Source organism: Pseudoduganella albidiflava, assembly GCF_004322755.1.
GTDB lineage: Bacteria > Pseudomonadota > Gammaproteobacteria > Burkholderiales > Burkholderiaceae_D > Rugamonas > Rugamonas albidiflava.
Map to the genome: position 1 here is coordinate 1,714,634 of NZ_CP036401.1, position 25,577 is coordinate 1,740,210.

Genomic DNA, 25,577 nt, shown 5'->3' on the forward strand with positions numbered 1-25,577 from the left:
CCGAGTATAAGTCAGATGCGAGTTAAAATAGCTCCTTTATATCCATCGCCTCAGACTGAAATGACCACTGCTCCAGCAAAGACTCCAGCCAACCCGCCCGCCACCCCGGTCCGTACCCGCTTTGCACCCAGCCCGACCGGCTTCCTCCACCTGGGTGGCGCCCGCACGGCGCTGTACTCGTGGGCCTATGCGCGTCACTTCGGCGGCACCTTCGTGCTGCGCATCGAGGATACCGACCTGGAACGCTCCACGCCGGAAGCCGTGCAGGCGATCATCGACGGCATGCAGTGGCTGGGCCTGGACCATGACGAAGGCCCGTTCTACCAGATGCAGCGGATGGATCGCTACCGCGAAGTGATCGGCCAGATGCTGGAGGCGGGCACCGCCTACCACTGCTATTGCACGCCGGAAGAAGTGGAGGCGATGCGCGAACGCTTCCGCGCCGCGGGCGAAAAGCCCCGCTACGACGGCACCTGGCGCCCGGAAGAAGGCAAGGCGCTGCCCGCCATCCCGGAAGGCCGCAAGCCGGTGGTGCGCTTCAAGAATCCGCTCGACGGCGACGTCACGTGGCACGACGTGGTGAAGGGCCCGATCACGATCTCCAACAAGGAGCTCGACGACCTGGTCATCGCCCGCACCGACGGCACGCCCACGTACAACTTCTGCGTGGCGGTGGATGACTGGGACATGCGCATCACCCACGTGCTGCGCGGCGACGACCACGTCAACAACACGCCGCGCCAGATCAACATCCTGCGCGCGATCGGTGCCCAGTTGCCGGAATACGGCCACCTGCCGATGATCCTCGGCTCGGACGGCCAGAAGCTGTCGAAGCGCCACGGCGCCGTCAGTGTGATGGAATACCCGGCCCAGGGCTTCCTGCCGGAAGCGATGCTCAATTACCTGGCGCGCCTGGGCTGGAGCCATGGCGACGACGAAGTGTTCTCGATGGCGCAGTTCTGCGAATGGTTCAACCTGGAGCACCTGACCGCGTCGCCGGCGCAGTTCAACAATGAAAAGCTGGCGTGGCTGAATAATCACTGGATCAAGCAGGCCGACAATGCGCGCCTGGCCGCACTGGCCGGGCCGCGCATGCGGGAAGCGGGTGCCGTGTTCGACGGTGCTCCCGAGCTGGCCACCGTGCTGGCGCTGTTCAAGGAGCGCGCCAACACCGTCAACGAACTGGCCGATGCGGCGATGCTGTTCTACCGCGACCCGCAGCCGGATGCGGCGCTGATGGCGCAGCACTTCACCGGTGCCGTGAAGCCGGCGCTGGCGCTGTTCGCCGAGCGCATCGCCACGGTCGAGTGGACCAAGGAGGCGATCGCCGCGATGATCAAGGAAGTCCTGGCCGCCAACGGCCTGAAGATGCCGCAGCTGGCCATGCCGCTGCGCCTGATCGTCACCGGCCAGCTGCAGACGCCGGCGATCGATGCCGTGCTGCAGTTGTTCGGCCGCGACGTCGTGCTGGCACGCGTCGGCAAATATTTGTAAGCGAAAGCATTGAAATCTTTCATTCGGGTATTTGCGTTTTCTTAAACCGCTGCTATACTTCTGTCTCTTCGCAAACGGGGGTATAGCTCAGCTGGGAGAGCGCTTGCATGGCATGCAAGAGGTCAGCGGTTCGATCCCGCTTACCTCCACCAGTTTGGCGAAGGGCAGTAGCAGTAAAGAGTAGTAAAGTAGCAGCGCGGAAGTTCCGGGTCCCCATCGTCTAGAGGCCTAGGACATCACCCTTTCACGGTGAGTACCGGGGTTCGAATCCCCGTGGGGACGCCAAGGTTTTGAAGTTGAAGTTGAGGTTGAAGTTGGTAGTCGAAGTTTGTTGTCGAAGTTTGTTGTAACTGTCGCGGCAAGTAGTTATGCCAGTCGCGGCGGTGGTAACAAAAGTCGCGTGAGCGGCTTTTATTTTGTCTGTGCCAGCGGGGGTATAGCTCAGCTGGGAGAGCGCTTGCATGGCATGCAAGAGGTCAGCGGTTCGATCCCGCTTACCTCCACCAGAGGCGCAGATGAAGCAGGTTGAAGTAGCTTAGGGCAGTCCAGGGTCCCCATCGTCTAGAGGCCTAGGACATCACCCTTTCACGGTGAGTACCGGGGTTCGAATCCCCGTGGGGACGCCAGCAGCGATGCTGGCAGCAGTAGAAAGAAATAGCAGTAGCAGTACATTGTCTGTGCCAGGGGGGTATAGCTCAGCTGGGAGAGCGCTTGCATGGCATGCAAGAGGTCAGCGGTTCGATCCCGCTTACCTCCACCACCGCGCGGACAAGCAGTCACGGAAGTTCCAAGGTCCCCATCGTCTAGAGGCCTAGGACATCACCCTTTCACGGTGAGTACCGGGGTTCGAATCCCCGTGGGGACGCCAAAGCAGTTGCGATGATCAAGCCGCCCCGAGCGGCTTTTTTGTTTTTCGCGCCACGCGTCGCGAAGTTCCTCCGGCCTTCCGCCAGCCTTCCGCCGAAGTTCCTCTTCCAGCTCGAAATTCTCTCCTTGTTCCTGCGCGGTTCCGACCTACACTCAAAGCATTCCCCGTCGTGAATGCCTGGAGGGAGGCGCATATGGAAATGCATGGCTTCGGTTCGTTCCTGAACACCTATCTCCACCGCATGCGCGCCCAATCGCATCGCTGGACGGCGCGCGAACCCGACTGGGCGATCGGCGCACTGGCCGGCTTCGGGGCCGGCGGCATCGTGATGCTGGTGGAGCTGGCGTTCGCGGCGGCCATCGGCACGGATCCGTGGCGCACGCCGCGGCTGGTCGCCGCCCTGGCGCTGGGCTCGTCGGTGCTGCAAGTAGGCGGCTACAGCCTCGAAGTGCTGGTGGCCGCGCTCGCCGTGCATTACCTGCTCGGCACCTTCTTCGGGCTCGTGCTGGCCGCGCTCATGGCGCCGTTCCGCCTCGACTCCAGCGTCGTCATGGCCGTCACCACCGGCATCGTGTTCGGGCTGCTGCTATACCTGTTCAATTTTTATGTGATCACGAGCGTATTGCCGTGGTTCGCCGAGATGCGTGGATGGGTCACCGTGCTGGGGCACATCGAGTTCGGCGTGATGGCGGGGCTGATCTACCGGATGCTGGAACGGCGGCGCTGAGGCGGACATGGCCATCGCGCTGGCAGTCACGCTGGTGTTGATCGCCGTCGGCGCGGTGGTGTTCCACTTCGTCAGCCCGTGGCAACTCACGCCGATCGCGTCGAACTGGCATGCGATGGACGATGCGCTGTGGCTGACCTTCGTGATCACCGGTGTCGCCTTCGTCGTGCTGCACCTGTTCGTCGCGTATGCGCTGGTGCGCTTCCGCCACCGCGCGGGCCACCGCGCCTCGGCCGCCCATGGCAACCGGCGGCTCGAGTGGTGGCTGATCGCCGTCACCACGGCCGGCATCATCGGCTTGCTGGCGCCGGGCCTGGTCGTATACGCCAAGCTGATCGACCCGCCCGCGAGTGCGCAGGTGTTCGAGGTGATGGGCCGGCAATGGCAATGGCATTACCGCCTGCCCGGGCAGGATGGCAAGCTGGGCGGGGCCAGCACACGGTTCATCACCGGCGCGAACCCGTTCGGCATCGATCCGAAGGATGCGCACGGCCAGGACGACGTGCTGGTACAGGGGCAGGAGCTGCATCTCCCGCTGAACCGTCCGGCGCTGGCGCTGTTGCGCGCGCAGGACACGCTGCACGACTTCTACGTGCCGCAGTTCCGCACGCGGATGAACATGGTGCCCGGCATGACCACGCAGTTCTGGTTCACGCCCGAGCGCACCGGGCGCTACGAGGTGCTGTGCGCGCAACTGTGCGGCGTGGGCCATTCGAACATGCGCGGCTGGGTCGTCATCGACGAGCCCGCCGCATATGCCGAGTGGTTGGCGCAGCAGCCCACCTTCGCCGGCGCATCGTCCGGCGGAGCGGGAGGATCGGGCGCTCCGGGCTCTTCCGGCCTGCCAGGCGCCCCCGGCGGTCCTGCCGAGCCTGGCAAGGTAGGGCAGCTGCTGGCGCAGCAGAAGGGCTGCATGGCTTGCCACAGCGTCGATGGCAGCCGCGGCGTCGGCCCGTCGTGGAAAGGCCTGTACGGCAGCACCGAGGCGCTCGAAGGCGGCGCCACGGCGAAGGTGGACGACGCCTACCTGCGGCAGGCGATCAATGCGCCGCAGGCCAGCGTGGTGCGCGGCTATCCGCCGGTGATGCCGCCGGCAGGGCTGACGGACGCGGAGTTGGCGGCTGTCGTCGACTATATCAAGACGGTGCGCTGAGCAATGCACCGGGCATAGCACCGAACAATGCACCGAGCGATGTACCAGGCAATGCACTGAGCAATGCATCGAGCAATGCACCGGGCAATGCCCCGGGCAATGCACTGAGCAGCGCACCGGGCCACGCACCGGGCTTTTCAACCAGGCGCACGGGAGGACGGATGTCCGACGAGACCGAAGAACTCCATGGCGCCGCTGGCGACGTGCTCCCCGGCGGCGCCCATGGCGAAGCGGAAGAGGACCATGCGCCCACGGGCTTCCTGCGCCGCTACGTGTGGAGCCAGGACCACAAGGTGATCGCCATCCAGTACACGATCACGGCGCTGGTGGTGGGCGTGATCGGCATCGTGCTGTCCGACCTGATGCGCCTGCAGCTGGGCTTCCCCGGCAAGTTCGAGTTCATCGACCCGGCCACCTATTACCAGTACATCACCATGCACGGCATGATCATGGTGATCTACCTGCTGACGGCGATTTTCCTGGGCGGCTTCGGCAATTACCTGATCCCGCTGATGGTGGGCGCGCGCGACATGGTGTTCCCGTACCTGAACATGCTGAGCTTCTGGTTCTACCTGCTCGCGGTGCTGATCCTGGTCGCCAGCTTCTTCGTGCCGGGCGGGCCCACCGGTGCGGGGTGGACGCTGTATCCGCCGCAAGCCATCCTGCCCGGCACGCCGGGTGTCGAAGCCGGCATCGTCGTCATGCTCGCGTCGCTGCTGGTCTTCATCGTGGCGGCCACCATGGGCGGGCTGAACTATGTGACGACGATCCTGCAGGCGCGCACGCGCGGCATGACCCTGATGCGCATGCCGCTCACCGTCTGGGGCATCTTCATCGCCACGATCCTGGCGCTGCTGGCTTTCCCGGCGCTGTTCGTGTCCGGAGTGATGATGCTGCTCGACCGCGTGCTGGGCACCAGCTTCTTCATGCCGGCGATCGTGTCGATGGGCCAGCAGCTGGACTACAGCGGCGGCAGCCCGCTGCTGTTCCAGCACCTGTTCTGGTTCTTCGGCCACCCCGAGGTGTACATCGTGGCGCTGCCCGCCTTCGGCATCATTTCCGACCTGATCAGCGTGCACGCGCGCAAGTGCATCTTCGGCTACCGCATGATGGTGTGGGCGATCGTGATCATCGGCGCCCTGTCGTTCGTCGTCTGGGCACACCACATGTACGTGTCCGGCATGCATCCATGGTTCGGCTTCTTCTTCGCGGTCAGCACGCTCGTGATCGCCGTGCCCACCGCGCTGAAGGTGTACAACTGGACGCTGACGCTGTGGCGCGGCGACATCCACCTGACCGCGCCGATGCTGTTCGCGCTCGGCTTCATCAGCACCTTCCTGATCGGCGGACTGACCGGCCTGTTCCTCGGCAATGTCAGCGTCGACATCCCGCTGTCGAACACCTATTTCGTCGTCGCCCACTTCCACATGGTGATGGGCGTTTCGCCCGTGCTGGCCGTGTTCGGCGGCATCTATCACTGGTACCCGAAGGTGACTGGCCGGATGTACCACGAAGGCATGGCGCAGCTGCATTTCTGGATCACCTTCCTGGGCGCGTACGCGATCTTTTTCCCGATGCATTACCTGGGCCTGCTCGGCATGCCGCGCCGCTACTACGCCTACGACAACTACAACTTCATCCCGCCCTCGGCGCAATCGCTGAATGCCTTCATCACCGTGGCGGCGCTCGTGGTGGGCATCGCGCAATTGCTGTTCCTGGCGAACCTGGCGTGGAGCGCGCGGCGCGGCCGCCCGGCCGGTGGCAACCCGTGGCGTGCCGGCAGCCTGGAATGGCACACGCCCCAGACGCCGCCCGCCCACGGCAACTGGGGCGCGCGCCTGCCCGTCGTGTATCGCGGGCCTTACGGCTATGGCCGCAGCGGCCCCGAGGGTGATTACCTGCCGCAGAACGTGGGGCCCGATGAACCCGATGAGCCCGATGAGCCCGATGAGCCCGACCGCAAGGCCGGGCGCGCCGGAGCGCCGATGCCAGGGCCGGCCGGCCCGACCGAAGGAGGGCAACGAACATGACGATGCGCATGCTGTGGTTCTGTGATCTCCGTTGCTCATTCCAGCCGGACGGCTACTGGCCCGGTTCCGGGCCGGCGCCGTACGGCACTCGCGAGGTGGGCTTGTGGACGTTCATCGGCGTTGTCTGCACCCTGTTCGCGCTGTTCGGCGCGGCCTACCTGATGCGCATCGGCTACGAGGACTGGCGCCTGCTGCCGCCGGTGCCATGGCAGCTGTGGCTGTCCACGGCGTTGCTGGCGGCCGGCGACGTGGCCTGGCCGCTGGCGGCACGCGCGGCGTCGCGGCGGCGCCTGCGGCTGGCGCACCGGTTCGGCTTGCTCGGCTGGGCCTTGTCCGCGGCCTTCGTGGCCAGCCAGCTGTGGGCCTGGGATGCCATGGCCGCGCAGCGGGTCGTCATCTCGGCGGGGCCCGCCGCCGGCTTCTTCTACATGCTGACGGGCTTGCACATCGTCCACGTGGCAGGCGGCATGCTCGCCGCCGCCTGGGTGCTGGCGCGGCGCCGGCCGGACGACGGCCTGTGGCTGCGCGAGAGCCTGGCCCTGTGCGCGCGCTACTGGCATGCACTGCTGCTGCTGTGGTGCGCCGTGTTCGGCCTGCTGTTCGGGCTGACGCCGGAGCTGGTGCGCGACGTGTGCGCGGCCGTCGGCATCACGATCCGTTGAAGGGAGAGGCCATGTCCGCGCAGCCTGGAGCCGTCCCGTCCGATCCGGAGCCGCCGCGCGCCGGCTGGCCTGGCAGGGCGGCCGAACTCGTGTCCGACCTGTCGGGCGACCGGCAGATGTTCTACGTCCCCTGGGGCAAGGCGATGATGTGGATCTTCCTGCTCAGCGACACCTTCATCTTCGGCACCTTCCTCACCGGCTACATGTCGGTGCGCATGGCCACCACCACCGGCTGGCCGAACCCCAGCGAAGTGTTCGCGCTGACGATCGGCGGCGTACACCTGCCGCTGATCCTGATCGCCATCATGACCTTCGTGCTGATCTCGAGCAGCGGCACGATGGCGATGGCCGTGAACTACGCCTACCGCCGCGACCGCAGGCGCTGCGCGGCGCTGATGGCGGGGACGGCCGTCTGTGGCGCGCTGTTCGTCGGCATGCAGGCGTTCGAATGGAGCAAGCTGATCGCCGAGGGCGTGCGGCCGTGGGGCAATCCGATGGGCTCGGCCCAGTTCGGCGCCAGCTTCTTCATGATCACCGGCTTCCACGGCATGCACGTGACGGCCGGCGTCATCTACCTGGCCATCGTCGCGTGGCGCGTCGCGCACGGCGCATACGAACGCAAGGGCTACGAGATCGTCGAGATCGCCGGACTCTACTGGCACTTCGTCGACCTGGTCTGGGTCTTCATCTTTGCCTTGTTCTACCTGTGGTAAGGAGGCGCCATGGAAGGCCAGCAACATCCGGTTGGGCTGTACCTGAAGGTGTGGGGATTGCTGTTCGTGCTCAGCGCGCTGTCGTACCTGGTCGACCTGCTGCACGTGGAAGGTTTGCTGCGGTGGACGCTGATCCTGGCACTGATGATGGCAAAGGCCGCGCTGATCGTCGCCGTGTTCATGCACCTGCGCTGGGAACGGCTGGCGCTGGTCTGCGTGGTCGTGATTCCCCCCGCGGCCCTGCTGGTACTGGCGGGAATGATGGCAACCGAGTCCGATTACATCTTCTCGCTGCGCAGCCTGTATCCACGCTAGGGCACGTAGGCCGCAATTGGCGTTGCCGGATAGTACGAGTTTCACCCTTGTAACGGCATGTGGCCCGGTGCTATAATGCGCGCACGCTTTTACGACGTCCCCATCGTCTAGAGGCCTAGGACATCACCCTTTCACGGTGAGTACCGGGGTTCGAATCCCCGTGGGGACGCCAGGTTTTGCCGGGATCGCTTCATGCCTTCCGTGCACTATCAAAAATTTGAGCACGTAAAAAGTCGTCCAGGGTCCCCATCGTCTAGAGGCCTAGGACATCACCCTTTCACGGTGAGTACCGGGGTTCGAATCCCCGTGGGGACGCCAAGAATATTCATGGCATGCAGTGCCGTCCGTAAAAGCCGCCCGTCGCGGCTTTTCTGCTTTTTACCGTTCCCCCATGAGCCAACCCATCACGCTTGCGCTGTTCTGCAAGGTCGTCGACAACTACGGCGACATCGGTATCTGCTGGCGCCTGGCCCGGCAGCTGGTGCGCGAGCATGGCATCGCCGTCACGCTGTGGGTCGATGACCTCGACAGTTTCGCCCGCATCTGCCCGCAGGTCGATCCGCTGCTTGCCGTCCAGCAGGTAGCGGGCGTCTCCGTCTATCACTGGCGCGACCAGGAAGGCACGTATTACCCGGAAGACGTGGCCGACATCGTCATCGAATTCTTCGCGGTCGATATCCCGCCCGGCTACGTGACGGCGATGGCGCAGCGGCAGGCCAAGCCCGTGTGGCTGAACCTGGAAGGCTTGACGGCCGAGGAGTGGGTCGAAGGCTGCCACATGCTGCCGTCGATGCATCCGCGCCTGCCGCTCACCAAGCATTTCTTCTTTCCCGGCTTTACAGGAAAGACGGGCGGCCTGCTGCGCGAGGCGGACCTGCTGGACGAGCGCGACCAGTTCCAGCGCGATCCCGCGGCGCTGTCCGCCTTCCTCGGCGGTCTCGGCCTCTCTGCTGCCGAGCAGGCGGCCTGCAAGGTGTCACTGTTCTGCTATCCGCATGCGCCGGTGGCCAGCCTGTTCGACGCGTGGCGGCAGGGCGGGGCGCCGGTGGCGTGCCTGGTGCCGGACGGCGTGGCGAAGGATGAGGTGCGGGCCTTCCTCGGCACCGAACCGGTGCGCGGTGCGGTGTGCACGCGGGGCATGCTGACGGTGCGGGTGCTGCCGTTCGTGCCGCAGGCCGAGTACGACCGCCTGCTGTGGGCTTGCGATGTCAATATCGTGCGCGGCGAGGATTCTTTCGTGCGGGCACAGTGGGCAAATCGTCCATTTGCCTGGCACATTTATCCGCAGGATGAAAACCTGCATCATAAAAAACTGCGGGCTTTCCTCCTGCGTTATGGCGCCGCGCAGTTAGGCGCGCAGGCCGGCACGCAGTCCGGTGCGCAGTCTGATAATCATGCCGAAGCGCTCGAGCGATTCACGCTGGCATTCAACGGCGTCGAACAAAATGCGGATTGGCCAGCCCTTTGGCAAAACTTGTCCGGTAGTCTCGACCAATTGGCATGCCGCTCTGCCAATTGGCAAAATGCGCTGTTGGCAAATGGCGACCTGGCGGCCAATGTCCTCGCATTCGCCCGATCCATGCGGTAGGCGCCGTATCGAGAACATGATATGATGAGCGGTTAGTGAAACCCATTTTTAGTAGGTACTCTCTCTTATGAAACCCGCAAAAGAAATTCGTGTTGGCAACATCATCATGGTTGACGCCAAGCCCTTCATCGTGCTGCGCTCCGACGTCAACGGTTCGAGCCGCACGGGCTTCACCTACAAGTGGAAGATGAAGAATCTTCTGACGAACGCCCCGCTGGAAAACGTCTTCCGCGGCGACGACAAGTTCGACGTGGTCGTCCTCGACAAGAAGCCGGTGACCTACTCGTACTTCGCCGATCCGCTGTACGTGTTCATGGATGAAGAGTACAACCAGTACGAAATCGAAGAAGAAAACCTGGGCGACGCGCTGAACTACCTGAAAGATGGCATGGCATGCGAAGCCGTGTTCTATGACGGCAAGGCGATTTCCGTCGAACTGCCGACCACCATCGTGCGCCAGATCGTTTACTCGGAACCGGCCGTCAAGGGCAATACCTCGGGTAACGTGCTGAAAGAAGCCAAGATCGAAAACGCGATCGAATCGAAGCAGCACACCGTGCAGGTTCCGCTGTTCGTGAGCCAGGACGATTCCATCGAAATCGACACCCGCACCAACGAATACAAGCGCGTGATCCGCAACTAAGCCATTGCGCCGCTTCCGAAAAACGCTGCCTCGTGCAGCGTTTTTTTTCGCCCTGCCAAAAGTTTCCTGAAATCGGGGACTGTCCCCATTCTGCGGAAATGTTTCCTGAAATCGGGGACTGTCCCCGCCAGGTTTGCAATATTTCCAAAAAGCCGGGGTCTGACCCCGAAGCTGGGCAATATTTCCAGAAAACGGGGTCTGACCCCGGAGTTGAGCAATTTTCTTGCGACGAATGTCAGCCCGGTCCGCGCCATTCGGTCAGGTAGTGCTGCGGGGTCTTGCCGAGCAGGCGCCGGAACATGCTGGTGAAGGCGCTGGGGCTGGCGTAGCCGAGGCTGGCCGCGATGGTGCCTACGCTTTCGCCGCGCGCGAGCATGGGGAAGGCATGGGCAAGGTGTACCTGCTGTACCCATTGGCGGTAGTGCAGGCCGGTCTCCTTGGGGAACAGCCGGATCAGCGTGCGGGCGCTGGCGCCGGCGTCCAGGGCGCGGTCTTCGAGCGCGCGGCGGCTGCCGGGGTCGTCCATGATGTCGGTGCACAGCGCGCGCAGCCGGCGGTCGCGCGGCCAGGGCACGGCGATCGGCACGGTCTCCATCGACGCCAGCTCGGACAGGATCAGCTGCGCCAGCTGTTCGCCGCGTCCCGGCACGGCATAGTCCACCGGCTCGGCCGACAGCGCCAGGATCAGCTCGCGCAGCAGCGCGCTCACTTCCAGCACGCGGCAACCGTCGACCAGCCCGGCGCCCGCCGCCGCGTCGATGTACAGCGTGCGCATGTTGACGCGCGACAGCATCGTCAGCTCGTGCACGATGCCGGGCGCGATCAGCAGCGCGCGCCGGGGCGGGATGATCCAGACGCCGAGCTCGGTACGCACCCGCACCACGCCTTCGCTGGCATACAGCAGCTGCACCCAGGGGTGGCTGTGCGGCACCACGTGTTCGCCGTGCTGCGCCTCGGACGGCACGGCCGTCACCGCGCGCGGCAGGGCCAGGAACCTCGGGCAGTAGACGGTGGAAGCGGTGAGTGTCACTTTGGCGACGAAAATTGGAAGATGACTTCGAGCCGAACATCATACACTGGCGATCCATCATCGATTTCCCAGCCATGATTACCGCATCCAACGCATCCAACGCTTCGGGCGCCACCAGTGCTGTTGCCGACACCTCGACTGCCACCGCCTCGGCCACCACCCCGGCGGCCACTACCCCGGCGGCCACCCCGGTGCACCAGGGCGCCGTCATGCAGATCCTGTTTTCGGTTGCCTTCGTCCACCTGCTCAACGATTGCGTGCAGGCCGTGCTGCCATCCATCTATCCGCTGCTGAAGGACCAGTTCGCGCTGACTTTCACGCAGGTCGGCCTGATCACGCTGACATTCCAGTGCACCGCTTCGCTGCTGCAGCCATGGATCGGCCTGTACACGGACAAGCGGCCCTTGCCCTTCCTGCTGCCGATCGGCATGTGCGTGACGCTGGTGGGCGTTGCCCTGCTGGCCACGGCGGACACCTTCGCCATGCTGCTGCTTGCCGCGGGCATGATCGGCGTCGGCTCATCGACCTTCCATCCCGAGGCGTCACGCGTGGCGCGCCTGGCTTCCGGTGGGCGCTTCGGCTTCGCGCAATCGCTGTTCCAGGTGGGCGGCAACGCCGGCTCGGCGCTGGGCCCGCTGCTGGCCGCCGCCATCATCGTCGGCCATGGACAGAGCAAGATCGCCTGGTTCACGCTGCTCGTGCTGGTCGCCGTGGTGGTGCTGGTCGGCGTCAGCCGCTGGTATGGCGGCCACCTGAAGAGTGCCGTGCGCAAGGCCGGCGTGCAGCACGTGGCACCGTTGCCGCGCGGGCGCGTGATCGCCGCGCTGGCGGTGCTGGCCATGCTGGTGTTCTCGAAGTACATCTACATGGCCAGCCTGTCGAGCTACTACACGTTCTACCTGATCGAGAAGTTCCACGTATCGGTCGACACGGCGCAGATGTACCTGTTCCTGTTCCTTGCCGCGGTCGCCGCGGGCACGTTCGCCGGTGGCCCGATCGGCGACCGCATCGGCCGCAAGCGCGTGATCTGGGCGTCGATCCTGGGTGCCGCGCCGTTCACGCTGGCGCTGCCGTACGCGGACCTGGCCTGGACCGCCGTGCTGTCGGTGGTGATCGGGCTGGTGATGTCGTCGGCGTTCTCGGCGATCGTCGTGTTCGCGCAGGAACTGGTGCCGGGCAAGGTCGGCATGATCGCCGGGATCTTCTTCGGGCTGATGTTCGGCGTCAGCGGCATCGGCGCCGCGGCGATGGGCCACATGGCCGACGTGTCCGGCATCGAGTACGTGTACCGGATCGCGTCGTTTCTGCCACTGCTGGGTTTGATGGCCGCGCTGCTGCCGAAGATGGAACGCTAGAACTTGAAACTCAGATTTCAATAAAGCGCATCTTGAAGTTGCGCCCCTTGAAACTGCCGAAGTCGCCGGCCAGCTTGCTGGCCGCGCTCAGCCGATCGAACGCTTCATACGCCACGCGCCGGTCGATCGCCACGTAGGTCTGGAATTCGGTCACGTTGATCTTGCCCACGTGTTCCTTGGCCAGTTTCGCATCGCCCGTCAGCGCGCCCAGTACGTCGCCGGCGCGCAGCTTGTCCTTCTTGCCGCCGCTGATGCACAGCGTCATCATCGGCGCCGGATCGCCGTGGCCGGGGTCGTCCTCGTCCAGTTCCGACAATTCATGCCATTCGGCCGGCGTGTTCTGGTATTCCTCGATCAGCTTGACCCATTTCTTTTCGTTCGGCGCGCACAGCGTCAGCGACAGGCCGCTGCCGCCGGCACGGCCGGTGCGGCCGATGCGGTGCACGTGCACTTCGGCATCCTTCGACACGTCGGCGTTGATCACCGCTTCCAGGTCGGAGATGTCCAGGCCGCGCGCGGCAACGTCGGTGGCCACCAGGATCTGGCAGCTGCGGTTGGCGAACAGCACCAGGATCTCGTCGCGCTCGCGCTGTTCCAGTTCGCCGTACAGCGCCAGCGCCGAGAAGCCCTGCGCGCGCAGCGTGTCGACCAGTTCGCGGCAATGCACCTTGGTGTTGCAGAAGATGATCGCCGAAGCGGGCTTGAAATGCCGCAGCAGCCGCGCCACCGTTTCGTCGCGCGAGTCGAAGCCGATTTCATAGAAGCGCTGCTCGATCGTCAGCGACGTATGCTGCGCCTCGATCACCACCTCCACCGGGTCGGCCAGGAAGGCTTCGGTGGCGTGGCGGATATCGTCCGGGTAGGTGGCCGAGAACAGCAGCGTCTGGCGCCGTTTCGGGCATTCCTTCACGATCGCCGCGATGTCGTCGTAGAAGCCCATGTCCGTCATGCGGTCGGCCTCGTCCAGCACCAGCGTGCGGATGGACGACAGGTCCAGCGTCTTCCGCGACAGGTGATCGCGGATGCGGCCCGGCGTGCCGACGACGACGTGCGCGCCATGCTCCAGCGAAGCGATCTGCGGCCGCATCGGCGAGCCGCCCGTCAGCACCAGCACCTTCAGGTTGGCGATGCTGCGGCCGAGGCGGCGCAGTTCGTTCGCCACCTGGTCCGCCAGCTCGCGGGTCGGGCACATCACCAGCGCCTGCGTGGCGAACCATGCCGGATTGATGGTGTACAGCAGGCCAATGCCGAAGGCGGCGGTCTTGCCGCTGCCGGTCTGGGCCTGGGCGATCAGGTCGCGGCCTTCCAGCACGGGCGGCAGGCTCTCGGCCTGGATCGGCGTCATCGTGCTGTAGCCCAGCGTTTCAAGGTTGGCGAGGAAGGCGTCGGACAGGGGCAGGGAAGCAAAGGAAGTCATGGCGGGCCCGTGGGCAAAAGGGTAAATCAGTCTAACAGAGCGGTGCGGCGGCATGCCGCACGGCGGCGGGGAACTCAGTCCTTGCGCCAGACGGGCAAGCCGGTCACGTCCAGTTGCGCATCGCGCTGCCAGACTGGCAGGCCGCTGGCATCGGTTGCCTCGAGCAGTTCGAGCTGTTCCTGCCTGAGCGGGATGCGGCGCGCGCGTGGAGCAGGCGGCGCCTTCGGCTCCGGCTCCATCGGTTCGGCCGGGCCGAAGCCGGGCAGGTCGAGCGTCGCGTTGTCTTTCTTGTCTCTCATCGTGTGGCGTGCAAAAACAAAAGCCCGGCTATGGCAGTCGGGCTTTTCATCTGAAGCGGCGCGCAGTGTAACACAGCGGCAACCAGTTGTGCGGCGGGCCACGGCCGGCATTCACAACTGGCGCATCGCTGGGACGTCGTTGCCAGGCCCGTCGGGACATCGCACAGGAGATGGCAAGGAGGTGGTGGATGAAGTAACCGGGCAGTATCGGAGAGCGGAACAGCCCGCCTGCATTATACTAATGCGTTTTGAACAACTCTGGCGGCCTACCGATGTCCGGACACTCCGTTGAATCGCTGCTCTCGGCAGTGCGTGCCCTGGCCGCTGAGTACACCCAGCACCAGCGCATCCTGCGCCTGACCCTGCCGGGCTTCAGCGACGTGCTGCTGGCCGAAAGCCTGCATGGCGAAGAAGAACTCAGCCGGGGCTACCGCCTGGAGGTGGCGGCGCTCTCCCTCGACGCCGGCATCCCGCTCAAGTCCCTGCTGGGCCTGCCAGCCCTGCTGGAGCTGCGCACCGACAGCGGTCCCGGCATGCGCCCCTTCCATGGCCACGTCAGCGCGGCCGAACTGGTGGGATCCAACGGCGGCTTCGCCCGCTACAAGCTGACCATCGAACCCTGGACCGCGTTCCTGCGGCTGGGCCGTGACAGCCGTATCTTCCAGGACCAGAGCGTGCTCGACATTTTCGAGACCGTGTTCGCTGCTTACGATGGCAAGGGGACGCTGGCCCCGGCCTGGCGCCTGGACATCGCCGATCCCGAGGTGTACGCCAGGCGCAGCATCACCACCCAATATCAGGAGAGCGACCTGGCCTTCGTGGAACGGCTGATGAGCGAGGAAGGGCTGTTCTACTTCTTCGAGCACGAAGGCGACGCGGCCAGCCCGGGCCTGGGCCGGCATGCCCTCGTGATCGCCGACCACAACGGGGCCTTCCAGCCCAATGCCCAGGCCGCGGTGCGCTTCACCCAGCCCGGCACGGTGATGCGCGAGGACAGCATGGACCGCTGGCGCACGGAAATGCGGCTGCAGGCCAGCGCGGTCGAGGTGGCCAGCTGGGACTACCGCACGCTGGGCACGCGGCCGGTCTCGGCCACGGCCGCGTCGCCGGTGCAGCTGGCCAGCCGCGACATGCCGGGCGCTTACGCCTATCCCTCCAGCACCCACGGCGACCGCATCGCCGCGCGCCAGCTCGAAGCGCTGCAGGCAAGCCGGGAAACCTATGTCGGCGCGGGCACCGTGCGCGGCATGGCGCCCGGCACCACGTTCACCTTGCACGAGCACAGCAAGTTCGATGGCGGCGACGATGCCCGCTTCGCCGTGGTGCGGGTGCGCCACCTGGCCCATAACAACCTGAATGCCGACACCAGCAACGCGCTCGAGCGCCTGCTCGGCGCCTGCCCGGTCAGGCAAGCCAGCCTGGCCGATCTGGCGACCAGCCTGCATGCCACGGGGCGCGCCGAGGGCGAGCGGCCGGTGTACCGCAACCGGATCGACGCGATCCGGGCCAGCACGCCCTACCGCAGCCCATGGGTCGACGGGCGCGGCGCGCTGCTGCACTCGCGTCCGAAGGTGGCCGGCCAGCAGACGGCCATCGTGGTCGGCCCGTCCGGCGCACCGGTTTATACCGACCGCGACCATCGCATCAAGGTGCAGTTCCACTGGCAGCGCGGCAACCAGAGCCACAGCCGCCTGGCGCACCCGGCACCGGACGGCCACACCGGCGCACCGGCCGACGACCTGGCGGGCACCTGGGTGCGGGTGGTCACGCCGCTGGCACCGGTGGCCGGCGCCAACTGGGGCGGGCACGGCTTGCCCCGCGTCGGCCAGGAAGTACTGGTCGACTTCATCGACGGCAATATCGACCGCCCCGTGGTGATCGGCAGCCTGTACAACGGTGGCGGCGAAACGGATGCCCAGAACAACCGGGTGGGCGCCGGCGCGGGCGCCGCGACCGGCAATGCCCCTACCTGGTTCCCCGGCCAGGCGGGCCCGCACGCGCATGCGGCGGTGCTGTCGGGCCTGAAGACCCAGGCGATGGCCGCCAGCCAGAGCGGCGGCGGGGCCTACAACCAGCTGGTGTTCGACGATACCCGGGGTGAACCGCGCGTCGCGCTGCAACGCCACGCGGCCGCGCACGAAGGCACCGATGAACTGAACCTCGGGCACCTGCGCCACCAGGCGGACAACCAGCGGCTCGATCCCGCCGGGTTCGGCGCGGAGCTCAAGACCGAACACAGTGCCGCGCTCAGGGCCGGGCAGGGGCTGCTGCTGTCGACCGATGCCCGGCACGGCGGGGCCAGCCATATCGACGCGAGCGAAGCGGTAACGCAGCTCGATGCCAGCCTGTCGCTGCAGACGGCCCTGGCGGAAACGGCACAAAAGCACAATGCCAAACTGAAGGACGAGCCCGAGCCGGCCAAGCTGCCCGCCATCGAACAGCTCGACCATGCGGGCAAGATGCTGGCGGAGCGGGCCAGCGGCAACGGCGGCGGCGACCACGGCGGTGGCGGCGAAGCGAGCGCCTACGGCCAGCCGCAGCTGCAACTGTCCAGCCCGGCCGGCATCGCGGCGCTGACGCCGGCCAGCGCCATCGTCGCCGCCGGCGCCACCACGGGCCTGGCCGCGGGGCAGGACATCAACTTCGCATCGCAGGCCAACAGCTTCCACCAGGTCGCCCGTGGCATCAGCCTGTTTACCTATGGCAAAGCCAGCGCCGCGGACAAGCCTAACCAGGAGACCGGCATCCGGCTGCACGCGGCCAGCGGCAAGGTCAGCACGCAAAGCCAGTCGGACGCCACGCGCATCACGGCCGACAAGCTGATCACGGTTGCCAGCATCGCCAAGAGCGTGGCGATCAGCGCGCCCAGGCACGTGATGCTGACGGCGCAGGGCGCCTACCTGAAGATCGAGGGCGGCAACATCATGATCCATGGGCCGGGAACGATGTCCTTCAAGGCCAGCAAGAAGGAGCTGGCCGGGCCGCAAAGCGCTTCGGCTGCGCCGCCGCAATTCAAGGTCGGCGAACTGAAGGGATGCGCGCTGAAACTGGCCGATGCCACCCAGTCCGGCGCGGCGGGAGTGGCACGCTGATGGCGCCTGTCACTGGCGCCATGCGCGAGCCATGTTCGCCGCACGAACTGCTGTACCGGACACTGCGCGACCAGCAGTATTGCGACGTGCTGGTCGACCGGATGGCCGGCTTTCCGTTCCGGGACGAGATCGTGGCGCTGGCCGACAGCGTGGCGCCGCGCCGTGCGCTGGCCGATCCCATCTTCGAGGAGTCGCCCGACCAGGCGCCGTTGCTGGTGCGCCTGCCCGTTGGCGAGATCGCGTTGATCGAACAAATCCTGGCCCAGGCCCTTGCCGATGCGGATAGTCCCGCCGTCCAGACCCGGCCCATCTGCGCCTTCGTGTTCAGCCAGCTCGGCCTGGACAGGCTGGCGGCGCACCTGACCCGGTCGATGAACCTGCGCGTGGAAGGGCAGGGAAACATCTACTTCCGCTTCTTCGATCCGCGCGTCGCCCATCACCTGGCGCGCATCCTCACGCCCGAACAGCTGGCCGGCATTTTTCCAGGCGTACGGCACTGGGCATACGTCGATCCCGCGGGCCGCTTGCGGATCGCCGATCACGCGGCCGCCCCTCCCGGCCTGTTTGCGCCAACGCTGACGGCCGCGCAATGGCAGGAACTGGCACGCATCGAAGCCTTCAACCTTGCGGTGCGCCTGCTGCGGCAAGCCGGCCATTTACTGGACGACGGCACAGAGCAGGACATCCACCATGCATTGCGGGCTGCGCAGGCGGCCGGCCTGGCGTCCAGCGCCGACCAGGCGACCTATGCCGCCTGGAGCGTCGCGCATGGCGATGCCTTCCGGTCGCGGCCTGACCTGGCGGCAAGCATCGGCACCGCGGTCGACAACGGCATTCCGCTCGCCGACGTGCTGGAGCAGCACATCGGGCGTTCCCTGTGACTATTCCCTCGATTCACTCTTCGTTCAACGATGGACAGCGGGTACCTGAATGATTAACAAGAAAGACTGCAAGTTCTGCGACAAAAAAGGGCTGCTGTGGCTCCCGCTGCGCTACAGCGCCGTCGTGGCGGACAAACCGGCCGATCTCGCTTCGCTGCCGGCCCTGGGCGGAACGCTCGGCAAGGGTGTGACGGACCTGGCGCTGACGGAAGCCAAGTATGGCGTGCGCCTGTTGCGGCCCGGTTACCTGTATGTGCTGATCGAACGGCAGGGCATCAAGTACTGGACCGCCTACCAAGTGCTCCAGGATGCGTTCCTGTACCAGTTCGAGCCCGAGCAGCCGCCCCAGGTCACGCCCGAATTCAGTTGCGACCGCTCCGTATGCGGCGTCAACGCAAGCATGGTGGCGATCCCCAATGCCCGGGAAGTCACCAGGATCTGGTCGCTGTTCACGCCATCGGCCATGACCAAGGCGAAGCTGGCCGAGTACAAGCAGAACGCCGACGCCTATGCCGCCGACGGCAAGATGCAGACCTTCAATCCGGCCGGCTGGCTCGATGGCACGACCGACCAGCCGCACAGCCTGCTGGCGCCGGAGCTGTTCAAGAAAGTGGTCGAGTATCTGCTGTTCGCCAAGGGCGGCGCTGCGCTCACCGATCCGCTCGGTGTCGCCATGGAGAAGCAATTGTTCCCGGCCAGCCGGGACGCTTATGCCGGCGCCCCTCCGAATGCCAAGGGCGAATACTATGGTCGCCTCGGTTCGCTGTTCAACTACATCAAGAAGAGCGGCTTTGCGACGCTGGTTTTATGGGATCACATCGGCGTTACGCAGGAATTGAATGATTTCCGTAATGCTCCGCTGGAGGGGGTGCAGAACTACTTGGTGGCGACCGATGAATATGGCGCCACCAACCAGCAGCGCCTGCAGGTCAGCGAGGCGATCGAGGAAATCAGGAACGGCTTTGAGAACGGCATCGTGCAAAGCACGCAGGATTTCATCGACCAGCACCAGCAGGGCAGCGATCAATGGTTCCAGCGGCAGCGCACTGTCGCCCGCACCTTGCGTGCGCAAGGGCGTATCCAGGACGCCGAGGCGATTGAAAAAGACGTCGATGAAAGCCTTAAGAGGCGCGCCGAAAACTATCGGAAAGCCATCGAAGAAAGCAAGGCGCGAGGCGCCGAGAAATGGCAGCGCAAGTACGCCGCGCGCCTGGATGTCAACGAAATCAAGGATTTCAGGACCATGCTGGACCGCCACACCACGGCGGCCTTCGAGAAGGCCAACAAGCGGGCGGCCGATCATATGCAGTGGTTCCTCGCGGAGCGCCTGCTCGATGCGTTCGATGCGTATGACCAGCAATCCCATGGGGCCGGATTCGACTTCGCGATCGAGTCCGCGATCTGCAGTTTCGGCCTGTCCGGATGCAAGGTTGGCGAAGCAAAAATCGACGAGTGGGTACAGGCGACCGTCATCGATCGCAAGAACCTGTACATGCGCGGTTATTACCAGAACCAGCGCGAGATCATCGATGCGGCCAGGCAGGCGTATGCCGATATCAAGGCCGAAGCCTCGAAGGTGACGGAAGCTTCCGAAATCACCGCTGCCACGATGATCAAGGCCACCAAGGGCCTGGTGAGCGCCTTCAAGAGCACCGATTCGGCATTCGACGAATGGGTGCGCAATCAGGGCAAGGAAAAGTTTTCCGACAAGTGGGTAACGCCCTCCATGGCAAGCAAGGGGGCGGGGCAGAAGTTTGGCGTGGAAATCGTCCTGTTCCACAAGGTCTCGGAAATCACCCGCACCGTGTTCCGCAAAGGCCTGGGAACGTCGGTCGATAAAATCCTGGTCGCGCGGTTGAGCGGCATCCTGTATGCCCGCCTGGGCGACGTTGCGGGAAGGCTGCGCTACGACGAACTCATGCTGAAGATCGACAAGAGCAAGCTGGCCGAGGGCTACAAGGGTCGAAGCGCGGAACGGAACGCGGAGCTGGCCGGGCGCAAGGTCGAAGGCAAGGCCGCCGCTTCGATCCAGAAAGAGCTGGCGCCGTCGCTGGACGACCTCGTGGCCGATGCGCAGCAAAAGAACAAGGTGAAGGTCAAGCTCGATGAGCTGGTCGGCAACAGCAACCCGCCGACCAATAACTATCATCACGTGCGCATCGGCGCGGTGCTGGCATGTATCGAATTGATCGGCCTTGGCGAAAAGATCGCCAATAACAAGTGGGGATGGAAAGACGGTATCGGTATCTTCGGGTCGGTCATGGCCATCGGCAGCGTCGTGATGGATATGTACTATTCGGGCGCCAAGTCGATCCGAGAGATCGCCCCCTACAAGAGCATCAAGGCGATCAAGGATGGCGCCGACATCGTCCGCGGCGGACTCAAGCTCGGTGCCGGGGTGATGTCGATGGCATCCTCCGCATGTGGTGCCATTCTCGACCTGGGGAAACTGGGTAGCGAAAAAGACCCGATCTTGCGCTCGATCTTTTTCATCAGGGCCGTTACCGGCTTCATCAGTGCTGGCCTGACGATACTCGCGGCATTTTCGTACACGGAGTCATTTTTCCTGCACAGGGCCAAGGGATATGCACAGCATCAGTTGCGCTACAAACTGTTGACCAGCGCCGCGGCAAGAGCCGCGACGTATGCCGCGCGGGTCCGTTTGCTGGTGTGGGTCGCCCGCTTCAACTGGATCGGCCTGGCACTCACCGCAGCGGAAATCGGCTATCTGCTGTTGAAGGACGACGACCTGCAGAACTGGTGCGAAAAATCGGTCTTCCGGCTGCAGAAAAAAACCACGAACTGGCTGGGCCGGGTGGCCGTGAACGACAGTTTCACGGACGCGACGGTCGAACTGCAGGAACTCGAGAAATCATCGCGCGTTGTTGGCGTTGGAAGGTAAGAGATGACGAAACCGATCCCGAAATACAATGCCGGCGAAACCTTCGTGGTCGAAGGCATCATTACGGAACTCCAGGTGGCCCTCGGCAGGGAAAATCTGCTCGCCAGGATCTCCCCGCACTACGAGGCTGGCAGTGTTGCGACAGGGCTCGGTACGGCGCTGGGTGGCTTCCACGGCCAGGTCGCAGCGGCAGCGTCGGTTGCCATGTACGACGGCGAAGACACCGAACACTTCGCCTGCCTGATCGACCAGCAAGTCATGTGCGGTACGTTCGGAGGGGCCAGCAAGCTGCCTGTCGGGAAGAAGGTTAGGGCGGTGGTCTCCAAACATGACGACGTGCTGGTCGCGCGCGGCATCCTCAGCGAGGACACTGGCCTGGTGTGGGTGTCTCATGCATGGGGCAGCAAAGCCGAGCAAAAGGCCAACTGGAAGATCGCCTTATGGTGCTTCTGCTTCGCCATGCTGTGCCTGGGCGTCTGCACGTTCGTGCTTGGCATCGACACCGGGATGAGCCCGTCGGAGACCCTGGGATGGGGAGCAGTGGTAGCGGGCGTTCTTTGTGTTGGCGTTGCGTTGTCGATGGGGGGCACCATGAATGCGCTGGCCGACCCGGCCACGGATATCTTCCGCAAACTGGGCTTTGCCGATCCGGAGCACGTGAACCTGAACCGCTACCAATATGGCATCGTCCATATCCACGAACTGGTGCAAAATCCGCAATCGCGCGCCAACCATGGGAATGTCCATTGCTACAAGAAGGCGATCGAGGATGGCAAGCTCAAGCTGACTCACTAGCCTGATTTCTTCACCCGTCGGTTCGCGAGACGATGCGTTGGATTCGTCCCGTGAAAAACGAGACACGGACCTTGGCTCAAGCTGATCCGCAGATTTTGGTGGAAAGCTACGAATGATGAGAGATCCTCTTGCCACGCCTGCCAGCGAAACCTTCGTCATCGAAGGCGTTCTCGCCGATCTGCGCGTCGCCCTCGGCAGAGAGAATCTGCTCGCGCAGATCAGCCCGCATTACCGGGCTGGCAGCGCGGCAGCCGGACTTGGTACCGCGCTGGCGGGATTCCATGGACAAGTCGCGGCAGCCGCGTCTGTCGCCATGTACGACGGCGAAGATACGGAGAACTTCGCATGCCTGATCGGCGAGGAAGTCATGTGTGGCACGTTCGGCGGCGCCAGCAAGCTGCCGGTCGGTAAGCAGGTGAAGGCCGTGGTATCGAAGCGTGGAGATGTACTCGTTGCGCACGGGATTCTCAGTGAGGACACAGGTCTGGTCTGGGTCGGCCACGCCTGGGGCAGCAAAGCCGAGCGCATGGCCAACCTCAAGCTTGCTTTTTGGTGCTTCTGCTTTGTCGTGCTTTGTATCACCGGCTTTACGTTCTTTCTTAATGTCTATCCCGGACTGAGCGAGCTTGAAACCATCGCTCTGGGAGCGGTTGCGGCAGCTGTGCTGTGCTTTGGCAACGCGTTATGGTCCAGTAGCACCATGAATGCGCTGGCTGATCCCGCGACTGATGTCTTCCGGAAACTAGGTTTCGCCGATCCTGAGCGTGTGAACTTGAACAGCTACCAATACGGCATCGTGCATCGCTTTAAAGTAATACATAGCCCGGATATGCGCGCCAACTATGCCAATATCCATTGTTATAAAAAGGCAATTGAAGATGGGAAGCTGAAGCTTGCGTAGCAGGTCTGATTCGTGTGCCCGTTGGTTCGATTAATCATCCGCGAATTTTTCAGCGGGTCTGCTCAGTTGGCGGATTTTCGAAGTGCCAGCCGCACCAACGAAACAGGTATAGAACCCAAGGAATGTGTAGGGCGACGAGGGTGGAACGAAACGTGTTTCAAATTGAGGCGCATAAGGAAGATAGCAAATTATTTATCGTGGAAGGTGTAATTTCAGACCTTCACTTTTCGATTGGAAAAGAAAATCTGTTACAAAAGGTCTCCAGCAACTACAAAGCGCAAAGTGTGGTAACAGGGCTCGGCGCTTCTCTGGGTGATCTGTACGGTCAAGTTGCCGGCGCTGCATCGCTGGTCATGTACGACGGCGACGATACCGAAAACTTCCTTTGCCTCTTCAATGATCACGTGATGTGTGGGACATTTGGTGGCGCTAGTAAATTGCCGGTTGGTAAGGTGGTCAAGGCAGTTGTGGAGAAGCGGGATGACTTGTGGGTGGCGCGAGCAATCATGTACGAAAGCGATGGCCTGCTATGGATTACTTACCCATTGGGCTGTAAAGCTGAGCGGAATGCCAACCTTAAAATTACATGGTGGGGGTTCTGGTTCCAGTTCCTGTGCATGTTTATCGTCGGATGGGCAGTTGCTGGCTTTGGGACAGAGAAATTTTGGGAACTGATGACGATCAGCTTTTTCGGCATGGGTCTGATCTTGCTTGTCATGGTACTTTGGAATAGCTCGACAATGAATGCGCTTGCCCATCCAGCAACGCAGATTTTTAGCGAGCTGGGTTTTGCTAATCCAGAAAGTGTGAATCTGAACCGCTACCGATATTCTACTGCGCACGATGAGCTTTTGCTTCCTGGTGATGCGGAAGCTAATCACTCCAATATTTACAGTTTTGGGGCGGCAATGAAGGATGGCAAATTGAAGTTTCGGACCTAACCTTTATTCTCTGAGCCTGAAACCGGGACACGAGAATTGTATGGCTAGAGTTCTCTAATGCCGTTGCGCTCTCATCTGTTACAACGTCCGGCGAGTCATGGAAAATCCTGTATCTGCACCTGCCAGTGACACGTATGTCATCGAAGGAGTTCTCACCGATCTGCACGTCGCCCTCGGCAGGGAGAATCTGCTTGCGCAGATCAACCCGCATTACCGGGCTGGCAGCGCGGCGGCGGGACTGGGTACCGCGGTGGGGGAATTCCATGGACAAGTCGCGGCAGCCGCGTCTGTCGCCATGTACGACGGCGAAGACACGGAGAATTTCGCATGCCTGATTGGCCAGCAGGTCATGTGCGGCACATTCGGTGGCGCCAGCAAACTTCCAGTAGACAAGAAGGTCAAGGCGGTTGTTTCCAGGGACGGCGACGTGCTGATTGCGCACGGCATTCTCAGCGAGGATATGGGCTTGGTCTGGGTGCGTCATGCATGGGGCAGCAAAGCCGAACGCAAGGCCAATTTGAAGATGGCTTGGGGGGCCTTTGGCTTCGCCATGATCTGCGAGGCAGCCTGTATATATTTCTTCGGTGTGAATCCTTGGATGAGCGAACTTGAAACCTTGGCATTGGGTGCGGTTATAGCAGGCGTGCTTTGTTTCGGCAACGCGTTATGGTCCAGTGGGACCATGAACGCTCTGGCAAACCCTGCGACTGACGTTTTCCGAAAGCTGGGGTTTGCTGATCCAGAATGTATCAACCTGAGCAGCTACCAATACGGCATTGTAAACTTCAACGAAGTAGCGAACAGTTCTGAATCAAGTGCAAACTATTCCAATATCCACTGCTATAAGAAGGCCATCGAGGATGGCAAGCTTGAGCTTGCCCGCTGATCGTGGCCGCAACGATCCAATGAACATGAACTGCCAGCGTCATCACTTCCATAAATAGTGAAAACCGAACTGCCCGATAACGAAACCCGTGTGATCGAAGGTATCGTCACGGACCTGCTTGTAGCAAGCGAATGGGACGATTTGCTCGACAAGATCGAGAAGCATTGCAAGGCCAGCTCGGCGGCGGTCGGGGCAGAGGCATCCCCTGCCAGATCACATGGCCAGGTTCATGCATCGCCGCACATGATCTCTTTCGGCGAGTACGACGAATATTTCGTTTGCCTGGTTGGCCAGCAGCCCATGTGGGGTGGAATCAGTGGTGCCAGAAGACTGCCGGTTGGCAAAAGAGTCAAGGCAGTGGTCGAGATACATGGGGGTGTCTTCATCGCGCGGGGCATGATCAGCGAAGAGGCAGGTCTGGCGTGGTTGCGCTGCGCCCAGGGGAGTGAAGCCAATCGCAGAGTATCCTACAAGATGTCGTGGTGGTTTTTCTGCCTCATGATGTTGTTCGCGCTTCCCTTCACACTCCTGCCGCCTCAGCCGGGATTAAGCCGGCTCGAACTTATGAGCTGGATCGCGGGCGCGATTGGCGCCACGTGTTTTTGGCTGGCGAGGATGTGCATTCAAAACTGGCGTGGGCTGGCCGACGAGGTCACCGAGATTCTCCGCATATTCGGCTTTGCTGATCCGGAACGGGTAGACCTTGGCCACTACAGTTACACTTCGGTGCATGGGTATCTCGGGAGCCCTGTCACGGACATTTACGGGAATTTGAACGATGTCTACTGCTACAAGCAGGCTATCGAAGATGGAAAACTGAAGTTTGCGCGCTGATCGTGGCCGCAACGATCCAATGAACATGAACTGCCAGCGTCATCACATCCA

General features: G+C 63.2%; 21 protein-coding genes and 8 tRNA genes. 26 read left to right on the forward strand and 3 right to left on the reverse strand.

Annotation, left to right across the window (positions count from 1 at the left end; all coding sequences use genetic code 11):
- Positions 1-60 precede the first annotated feature (60 nt).
- The 17 genes from gltX (at position 61) to EYF70_RS07435 (ending at position 10,193) form a co-directional block, all read left to right on the forward strand.
- Positions 61-1,494: a glutamate--tRNA ligase gene (gene gltX, locus EYF70_RS07355; protein WP_131144829.1), complete on the forward strand. Its 1,434-nt coding sequence runs from the start codon at positions 61-63 to the stop codon at positions 1,492-1,494.
- Between the two features lie 76 nt (positions 1,495-1,570).
- Positions 1,571-1,646: transfer RNA gene (locus EYF70_RS07360), tRNA-Ala, on the forward strand.
- A 57-nt stretch (positions 1,647-1,703) separates the two neighbouring features.
- Positions 1,704-1,779: transfer RNA gene (locus EYF70_RS07365), tRNA-Glu, on the forward strand.
- Between the two features lie 145 nt (positions 1,780-1,924).
- Positions 1,925-2,000 (forward strand) — tRNA-Ala (locus EYF70_RS07370).
- Between the two features lie 44 nt (positions 2,001-2,044).
- Positions 2,045-2,120 (forward strand) — tRNA-Glu (locus EYF70_RS07375).
- Between the two features lie 58 nt (positions 2,121-2,178).
- Positions 2,179-2,254: transfer RNA gene (locus EYF70_RS07380), tRNA-Ala, on the forward strand.
- Between the two features lie 32 nt (positions 2,255-2,286).
- Positions 2,287-2,362 (forward strand) — tRNA-Glu (locus EYF70_RS07385).
- Positions 2,363-2,555: 193 nt separating this feature from the next.
- Positions 2,556-3,089, forward strand: a complete 534-nt coding sequence (locus tag EYF70_RS07390; RefSeq protein ID WP_229420738.1) for a hypothetical protein — start codon at positions 2,556-2,558, stop codon at positions 3,087-3,089.
- 13 nt (positions 3,090-3,102) lie between these two features.
- Positions 3,103-4,242: a cytochrome c oxidase subunit II gene (locus EYF70_RS07395; protein ID WP_131148947.1), complete on the forward strand. Its 1,140-nt coding sequence runs from the start codon at positions 3,103-3,105 to the stop codon at positions 4,240-4,242.
- 161 nt (positions 4,243-4,403) lie between these two features.
- Positions 4,404-6,272: a cytochrome c oxidase subunit I gene (ctaD, locus tag EYF70_RS07400; RefSeq protein WP_131144830.1), complete on the forward strand. Its 1,869-nt coding sequence runs from the start codon at positions 4,404-4,406 to the stop codon at positions 6,270-6,272.
- Entirely contained in the window at positions 6,269-6,934 is a 666-nt protein-coding gene (locus EYF70_RS07405; RefSeq protein WP_229420739.1) for a cytochrome c oxidase subunit 3 family protein, read from the forward strand. The genes ctaD and EYF70_RS07405 overlap by 4 nt, the downstream gene beginning before the upstream one ends.
- 11 nt (positions 6,935-6,945) lie before the next feature.
- Positions 6,946-7,647 (forward strand): heme-copper oxidase subunit III family protein, encoded by a 702-nt coding sequence (locus EYF70_RS07410; RefSeq protein ID WP_131144831.1) that lies wholly within the window; start codon positions 6,946-6,948, stop codon positions 7,645-7,647.
- Between the two features lie 9 nt (positions 7,648-7,656).
- Complete coding sequence (locus tag EYF70_RS07415; RefSeq protein ID WP_131144832.1) at positions 7,657-7,962, forward strand: cytochrome C oxidase subunit IV family protein; 306 nt, start codon at positions 7,657-7,659, stop codon at positions 7,960-7,962.
- Between the two features lie 96 nt (positions 7,963-8,058).
- Positions 8,059-8,134: transfer RNA gene (locus tag EYF70_RS07420), tRNA-Glu, on the forward strand.
- Between the two features lie 70 nt (positions 8,135-8,204).
- Positions 8,205-8,280, forward strand: a tRNA-Glu gene (locus tag EYF70_RS07425).
- Positions 8,281-8,353: 73 nt separating this feature from the next.
- Positions 8,354-9,550: an elongation factor P maturation arginine rhamnosyltransferase EarP gene (earP, locus tag EYF70_RS07430; RefSeq protein WP_131144833.1), complete on the forward strand. Its 1,197-nt coding sequence runs from the start codon at positions 8,354-8,356 to the stop codon at positions 9,548-9,550.
- Positions 9,551-9,617: 67 nt separating this feature from the next.
- On the forward strand, positions 9,618-10,193 hold the full coding sequence (locus EYF70_RS07435; protein WP_130188430.1) for an elongation factor P: 576 nt from the start codon (positions 9,618-9,620) through the stop codon (positions 10,191-10,193).
- 235 nt (positions 10,194-10,428) lie between these two features.
- On the opposite strand, the gene EYF70_RS07440 is transcribed toward EYF70_RS07435, so the two are convergent.
- Positions 10,429-11,223: an AraC family transcriptional regulator gene (locus tag EYF70_RS07440; protein WP_131144834.1), complete on the reverse strand. Its 795-nt coding sequence runs from the start codon at positions 11,221-11,223 to the stop codon at positions 10,429-10,431.
- A gap of 209 nt (positions 11,224-11,432) precedes the next feature.
- Here EYF70_RS07440 and EYF70_RS07445 point away from each other — a divergent pair, with 209 nt between their 5' ends.
- Positions 11,433-12,578: an MFS transporter gene (locus tag EYF70_RS07445; RefSeq protein ID WP_229420889.1), complete on the forward strand. Its 1,146-nt coding sequence runs from the start codon at positions 11,433-11,435 to the stop codon at positions 12,576-12,578.
- A 10-nt stretch (positions 12,579-12,588) separates the two neighbouring features.
- Here EYF70_RS07445 and dbpA read toward each other — a convergent pair whose 3' ends face one another.
- Positions 12,589-13,995, reverse strand: a complete 1,407-nt coding sequence (dbpA, locus tag EYF70_RS07450; RefSeq protein WP_131144836.1) for an ATP-dependent RNA helicase DbpA — start codon at positions 13,993-13,995, stop codon at positions 12,589-12,591.
- A 74-nt stretch (positions 13,996-14,069) separates the two neighbouring features.
- Entirely contained in the window at positions 14,070-14,294 is a 225-nt protein-coding gene (locus EYF70_RS07455) for a hypothetical protein (RefSeq protein ID WP_131144837.1), read from the reverse strand.
- A 272-nt stretch (positions 14,295-14,566) separates the two neighbouring features.
- Here EYF70_RS07455 and EYF70_RS07460 point away from each other — a divergent pair, with 272 nt between their 5' ends.
- The 8 genes from EYF70_RS07460 (at position 14,567) to EYF70_RS07495 (ending at position 25,526) form a co-directional block, all read left to right on the forward strand.
- Positions 14,567-17,386, forward strand: a complete 2,820-nt coding sequence (locus EYF70_RS07460; protein WP_131144838.1) for a type VI secretion system Vgr family protein — start codon at positions 14,567-14,569, stop codon at positions 17,384-17,386.
- Positions 17,386-18,267, forward strand: coding sequence for a DUF4123 domain-containing protein (locus EYF70_RS07465; protein WP_165497586.1), 882 nt, complete (start codon positions 17,386-17,388; stop codon positions 18,265-18,267). The genes EYF70_RS07460 and EYF70_RS07465 overlap by 1 nt, the downstream gene beginning before the upstream one ends.
- Before the next feature lie 49 nt (positions 18,268-18,316).
- Entirely contained in the window at positions 18,317-21,169 is a 2,853-nt protein-coding gene (locus EYF70_RS07470) for a T6SS effector BTH_I2691 family protein (protein ID WP_307722128.1), read from the forward strand.
- 3 nt (positions 21,170-21,172) lie between these two features.
- Positions 21,173-21,964 carry a hypothetical protein gene (locus EYF70_RS07475; protein ID WP_131144841.1) on the forward strand — a complete coding sequence of 264 codons (792 nt, stop codon included), beginning with the start codon at positions 21,173-21,175 and terminating at the stop codon, positions 21,962-21,964.
- A gap of 112 nt (positions 21,965-22,076) precedes the next feature.
- On the forward strand, positions 22,077-22,865 hold the full coding sequence (locus EYF70_RS07480) for a hypothetical protein (protein ID WP_131144842.1): 789 nt from the start codon (positions 22,077-22,079) through the stop codon (positions 22,863-22,865).
- 152 nt (positions 22,866-23,017) lie between these two features.
- The gene (locus EYF70_RS07485; RefSeq protein WP_131144843.1) at positions 23,018-23,806 is read left to right on the forward strand and encodes a hypothetical protein; all 789 of its coding nucleotides are present in this window, start codon (positions 23,018-23,020) and stop codon (positions 23,804-23,806) included.
- 97 nt (positions 23,807-23,903) lie between these two features.
- The gene (locus EYF70_RS07490; protein ID WP_131144844.1) at positions 23,904-24,692 is read left to right on the forward strand and encodes a hypothetical protein; all 789 of its coding nucleotides are present in this window, start codon (positions 23,904-23,906) and stop codon (positions 24,690-24,692) included.
- 57 nt (positions 24,693-24,749) lie between these two features.
- Positions 24,750-25,526 carry a hypothetical protein gene (locus EYF70_RS07495; protein WP_131144845.1) on the forward strand — a complete coding sequence of 259 codons (777 nt, stop codon included), beginning with the start codon at positions 24,750-24,752 and terminating at the stop codon, positions 25,524-25,526.
- Positions 25,527-25,577: the final 51 nt, after the last annotated feature.

What these genes read in the sequence shown, in the direction of transcription:
- gltX (WP_131144829.1), top strand. Translation starts at nt 61, where the DNA reads ATGACCACTGCTCCAGCAAAGACTCCAGCCAACCCGCCCGCCACCCCG.
- EYF70_RS07390 (WP_229420738.1), top strand. Translation starts at nt 2,556, where the DNA reads ATGGAAATGCATGGCTTCGGTTCGTTCCTGAACACCTATCTCCACCGC.
- ctaD (WP_131144830.1), top strand. Translation starts at nt 4,404, where the DNA reads ATGTCCGACGAGACCGAAGAACTCCATGGCGCCGCTGGCGACGTGCTC.
- EYF70_RS07405 (WP_229420739.1), top strand. Translation starts at nt 6,269, where the DNA reads ATGACGATGCGCATGCTGTGGTTCTGTGATCTCCGTTGCTCATTCCAG.
- EYF70_RS07410 (WP_131144831.1), top strand. Translation starts at nt 6,946, where the DNA reads ATGTCCGCGCAGCCTGGAGCCGTCCCGTCCGATCCGGAGCCGCCGCGC.
- EYF70_RS07415 (WP_131144832.1), top strand. Translation starts at nt 7,657, where the DNA reads ATGGAAGGCCAGCAACATCCGGTTGGGCTGTACCTGAAGGTGTGGGGA.
- earP (WP_131144833.1), top strand. Translation starts at nt 8,354, where the DNA reads ATGAGCCAACCCATCACGCTTGCGCTGTTCTGCAAGGTCGTCGACAAC.
- EYF70_RS07435 (WP_130188430.1), top strand. Translation starts at nt 9,618, where the DNA reads ATGAAACCCGCAAAAGAAATTCGTGTTGGCAACATCATCATGGTTGAC.
- EYF70_RS07445 (WP_229420889.1), top strand. Translation starts at nt 11,433, where the DNA reads ATGCAGATCCTGTTTTCGGTTGCCTTCGTCCACCTGCTCAACGATTGC.
- dbpA (WP_131144836.1), bottom strand. Translation starts at nt 13,995, where the DNA reads ATGACTTCCTTTGCTTCCCTGCCCCTGTCCGACGCCTTCCTCGCCAAC.
- EYF70_RS07455 (WP_131144837.1), bottom strand. Translation starts at nt 14,294, where the DNA reads ATGAGAGACAAGAAAGACAACGCGACGCTCGACCTGCCCGGCTTCGGC.
- EYF70_RS07460 (WP_131144838.1), top strand. Translation starts at nt 14,567, where the DNA reads ATGTCCGGACACTCCGTTGAATCGCTGCTCTCGGCAGTGCGTGCCCTG.
- EYF70_RS07465 (WP_165497586.1), top strand. Translation starts at nt 17,386, where the DNA reads ATGGCGCCTGTCACTGGCGCCATGCGCGAGCCATGTTCGCCGCACGAA.
- EYF70_RS07470 (WP_307722128.1), top strand. Translation starts at nt 18,317, where the DNA reads ATGATTAACAAGAAAGACTGCAAGTTCTGCGACAAAAAAGGGCTGCTG.
- EYF70_RS07475 (WP_131144841.1), top strand. Translation starts at nt 21,173, where the DNA reads ATGACGAAACCGATCCCGAAATACAATGCCGGCGAAACCTTCGTGGTC.
- EYF70_RS07480 (WP_131144842.1), top strand. Translation starts at nt 22,077, where the DNA reads ATGATGAGAGATCCTCTTGCCACGCCTGCCAGCGAAACCTTCGTCATC.
- EYF70_RS07490 (WP_131144844.1), top strand. Translation starts at nt 23,904, where the DNA reads ATGGAAAATCCTGTATCTGCACCTGCCAGTGACACGTATGTCATCGAA.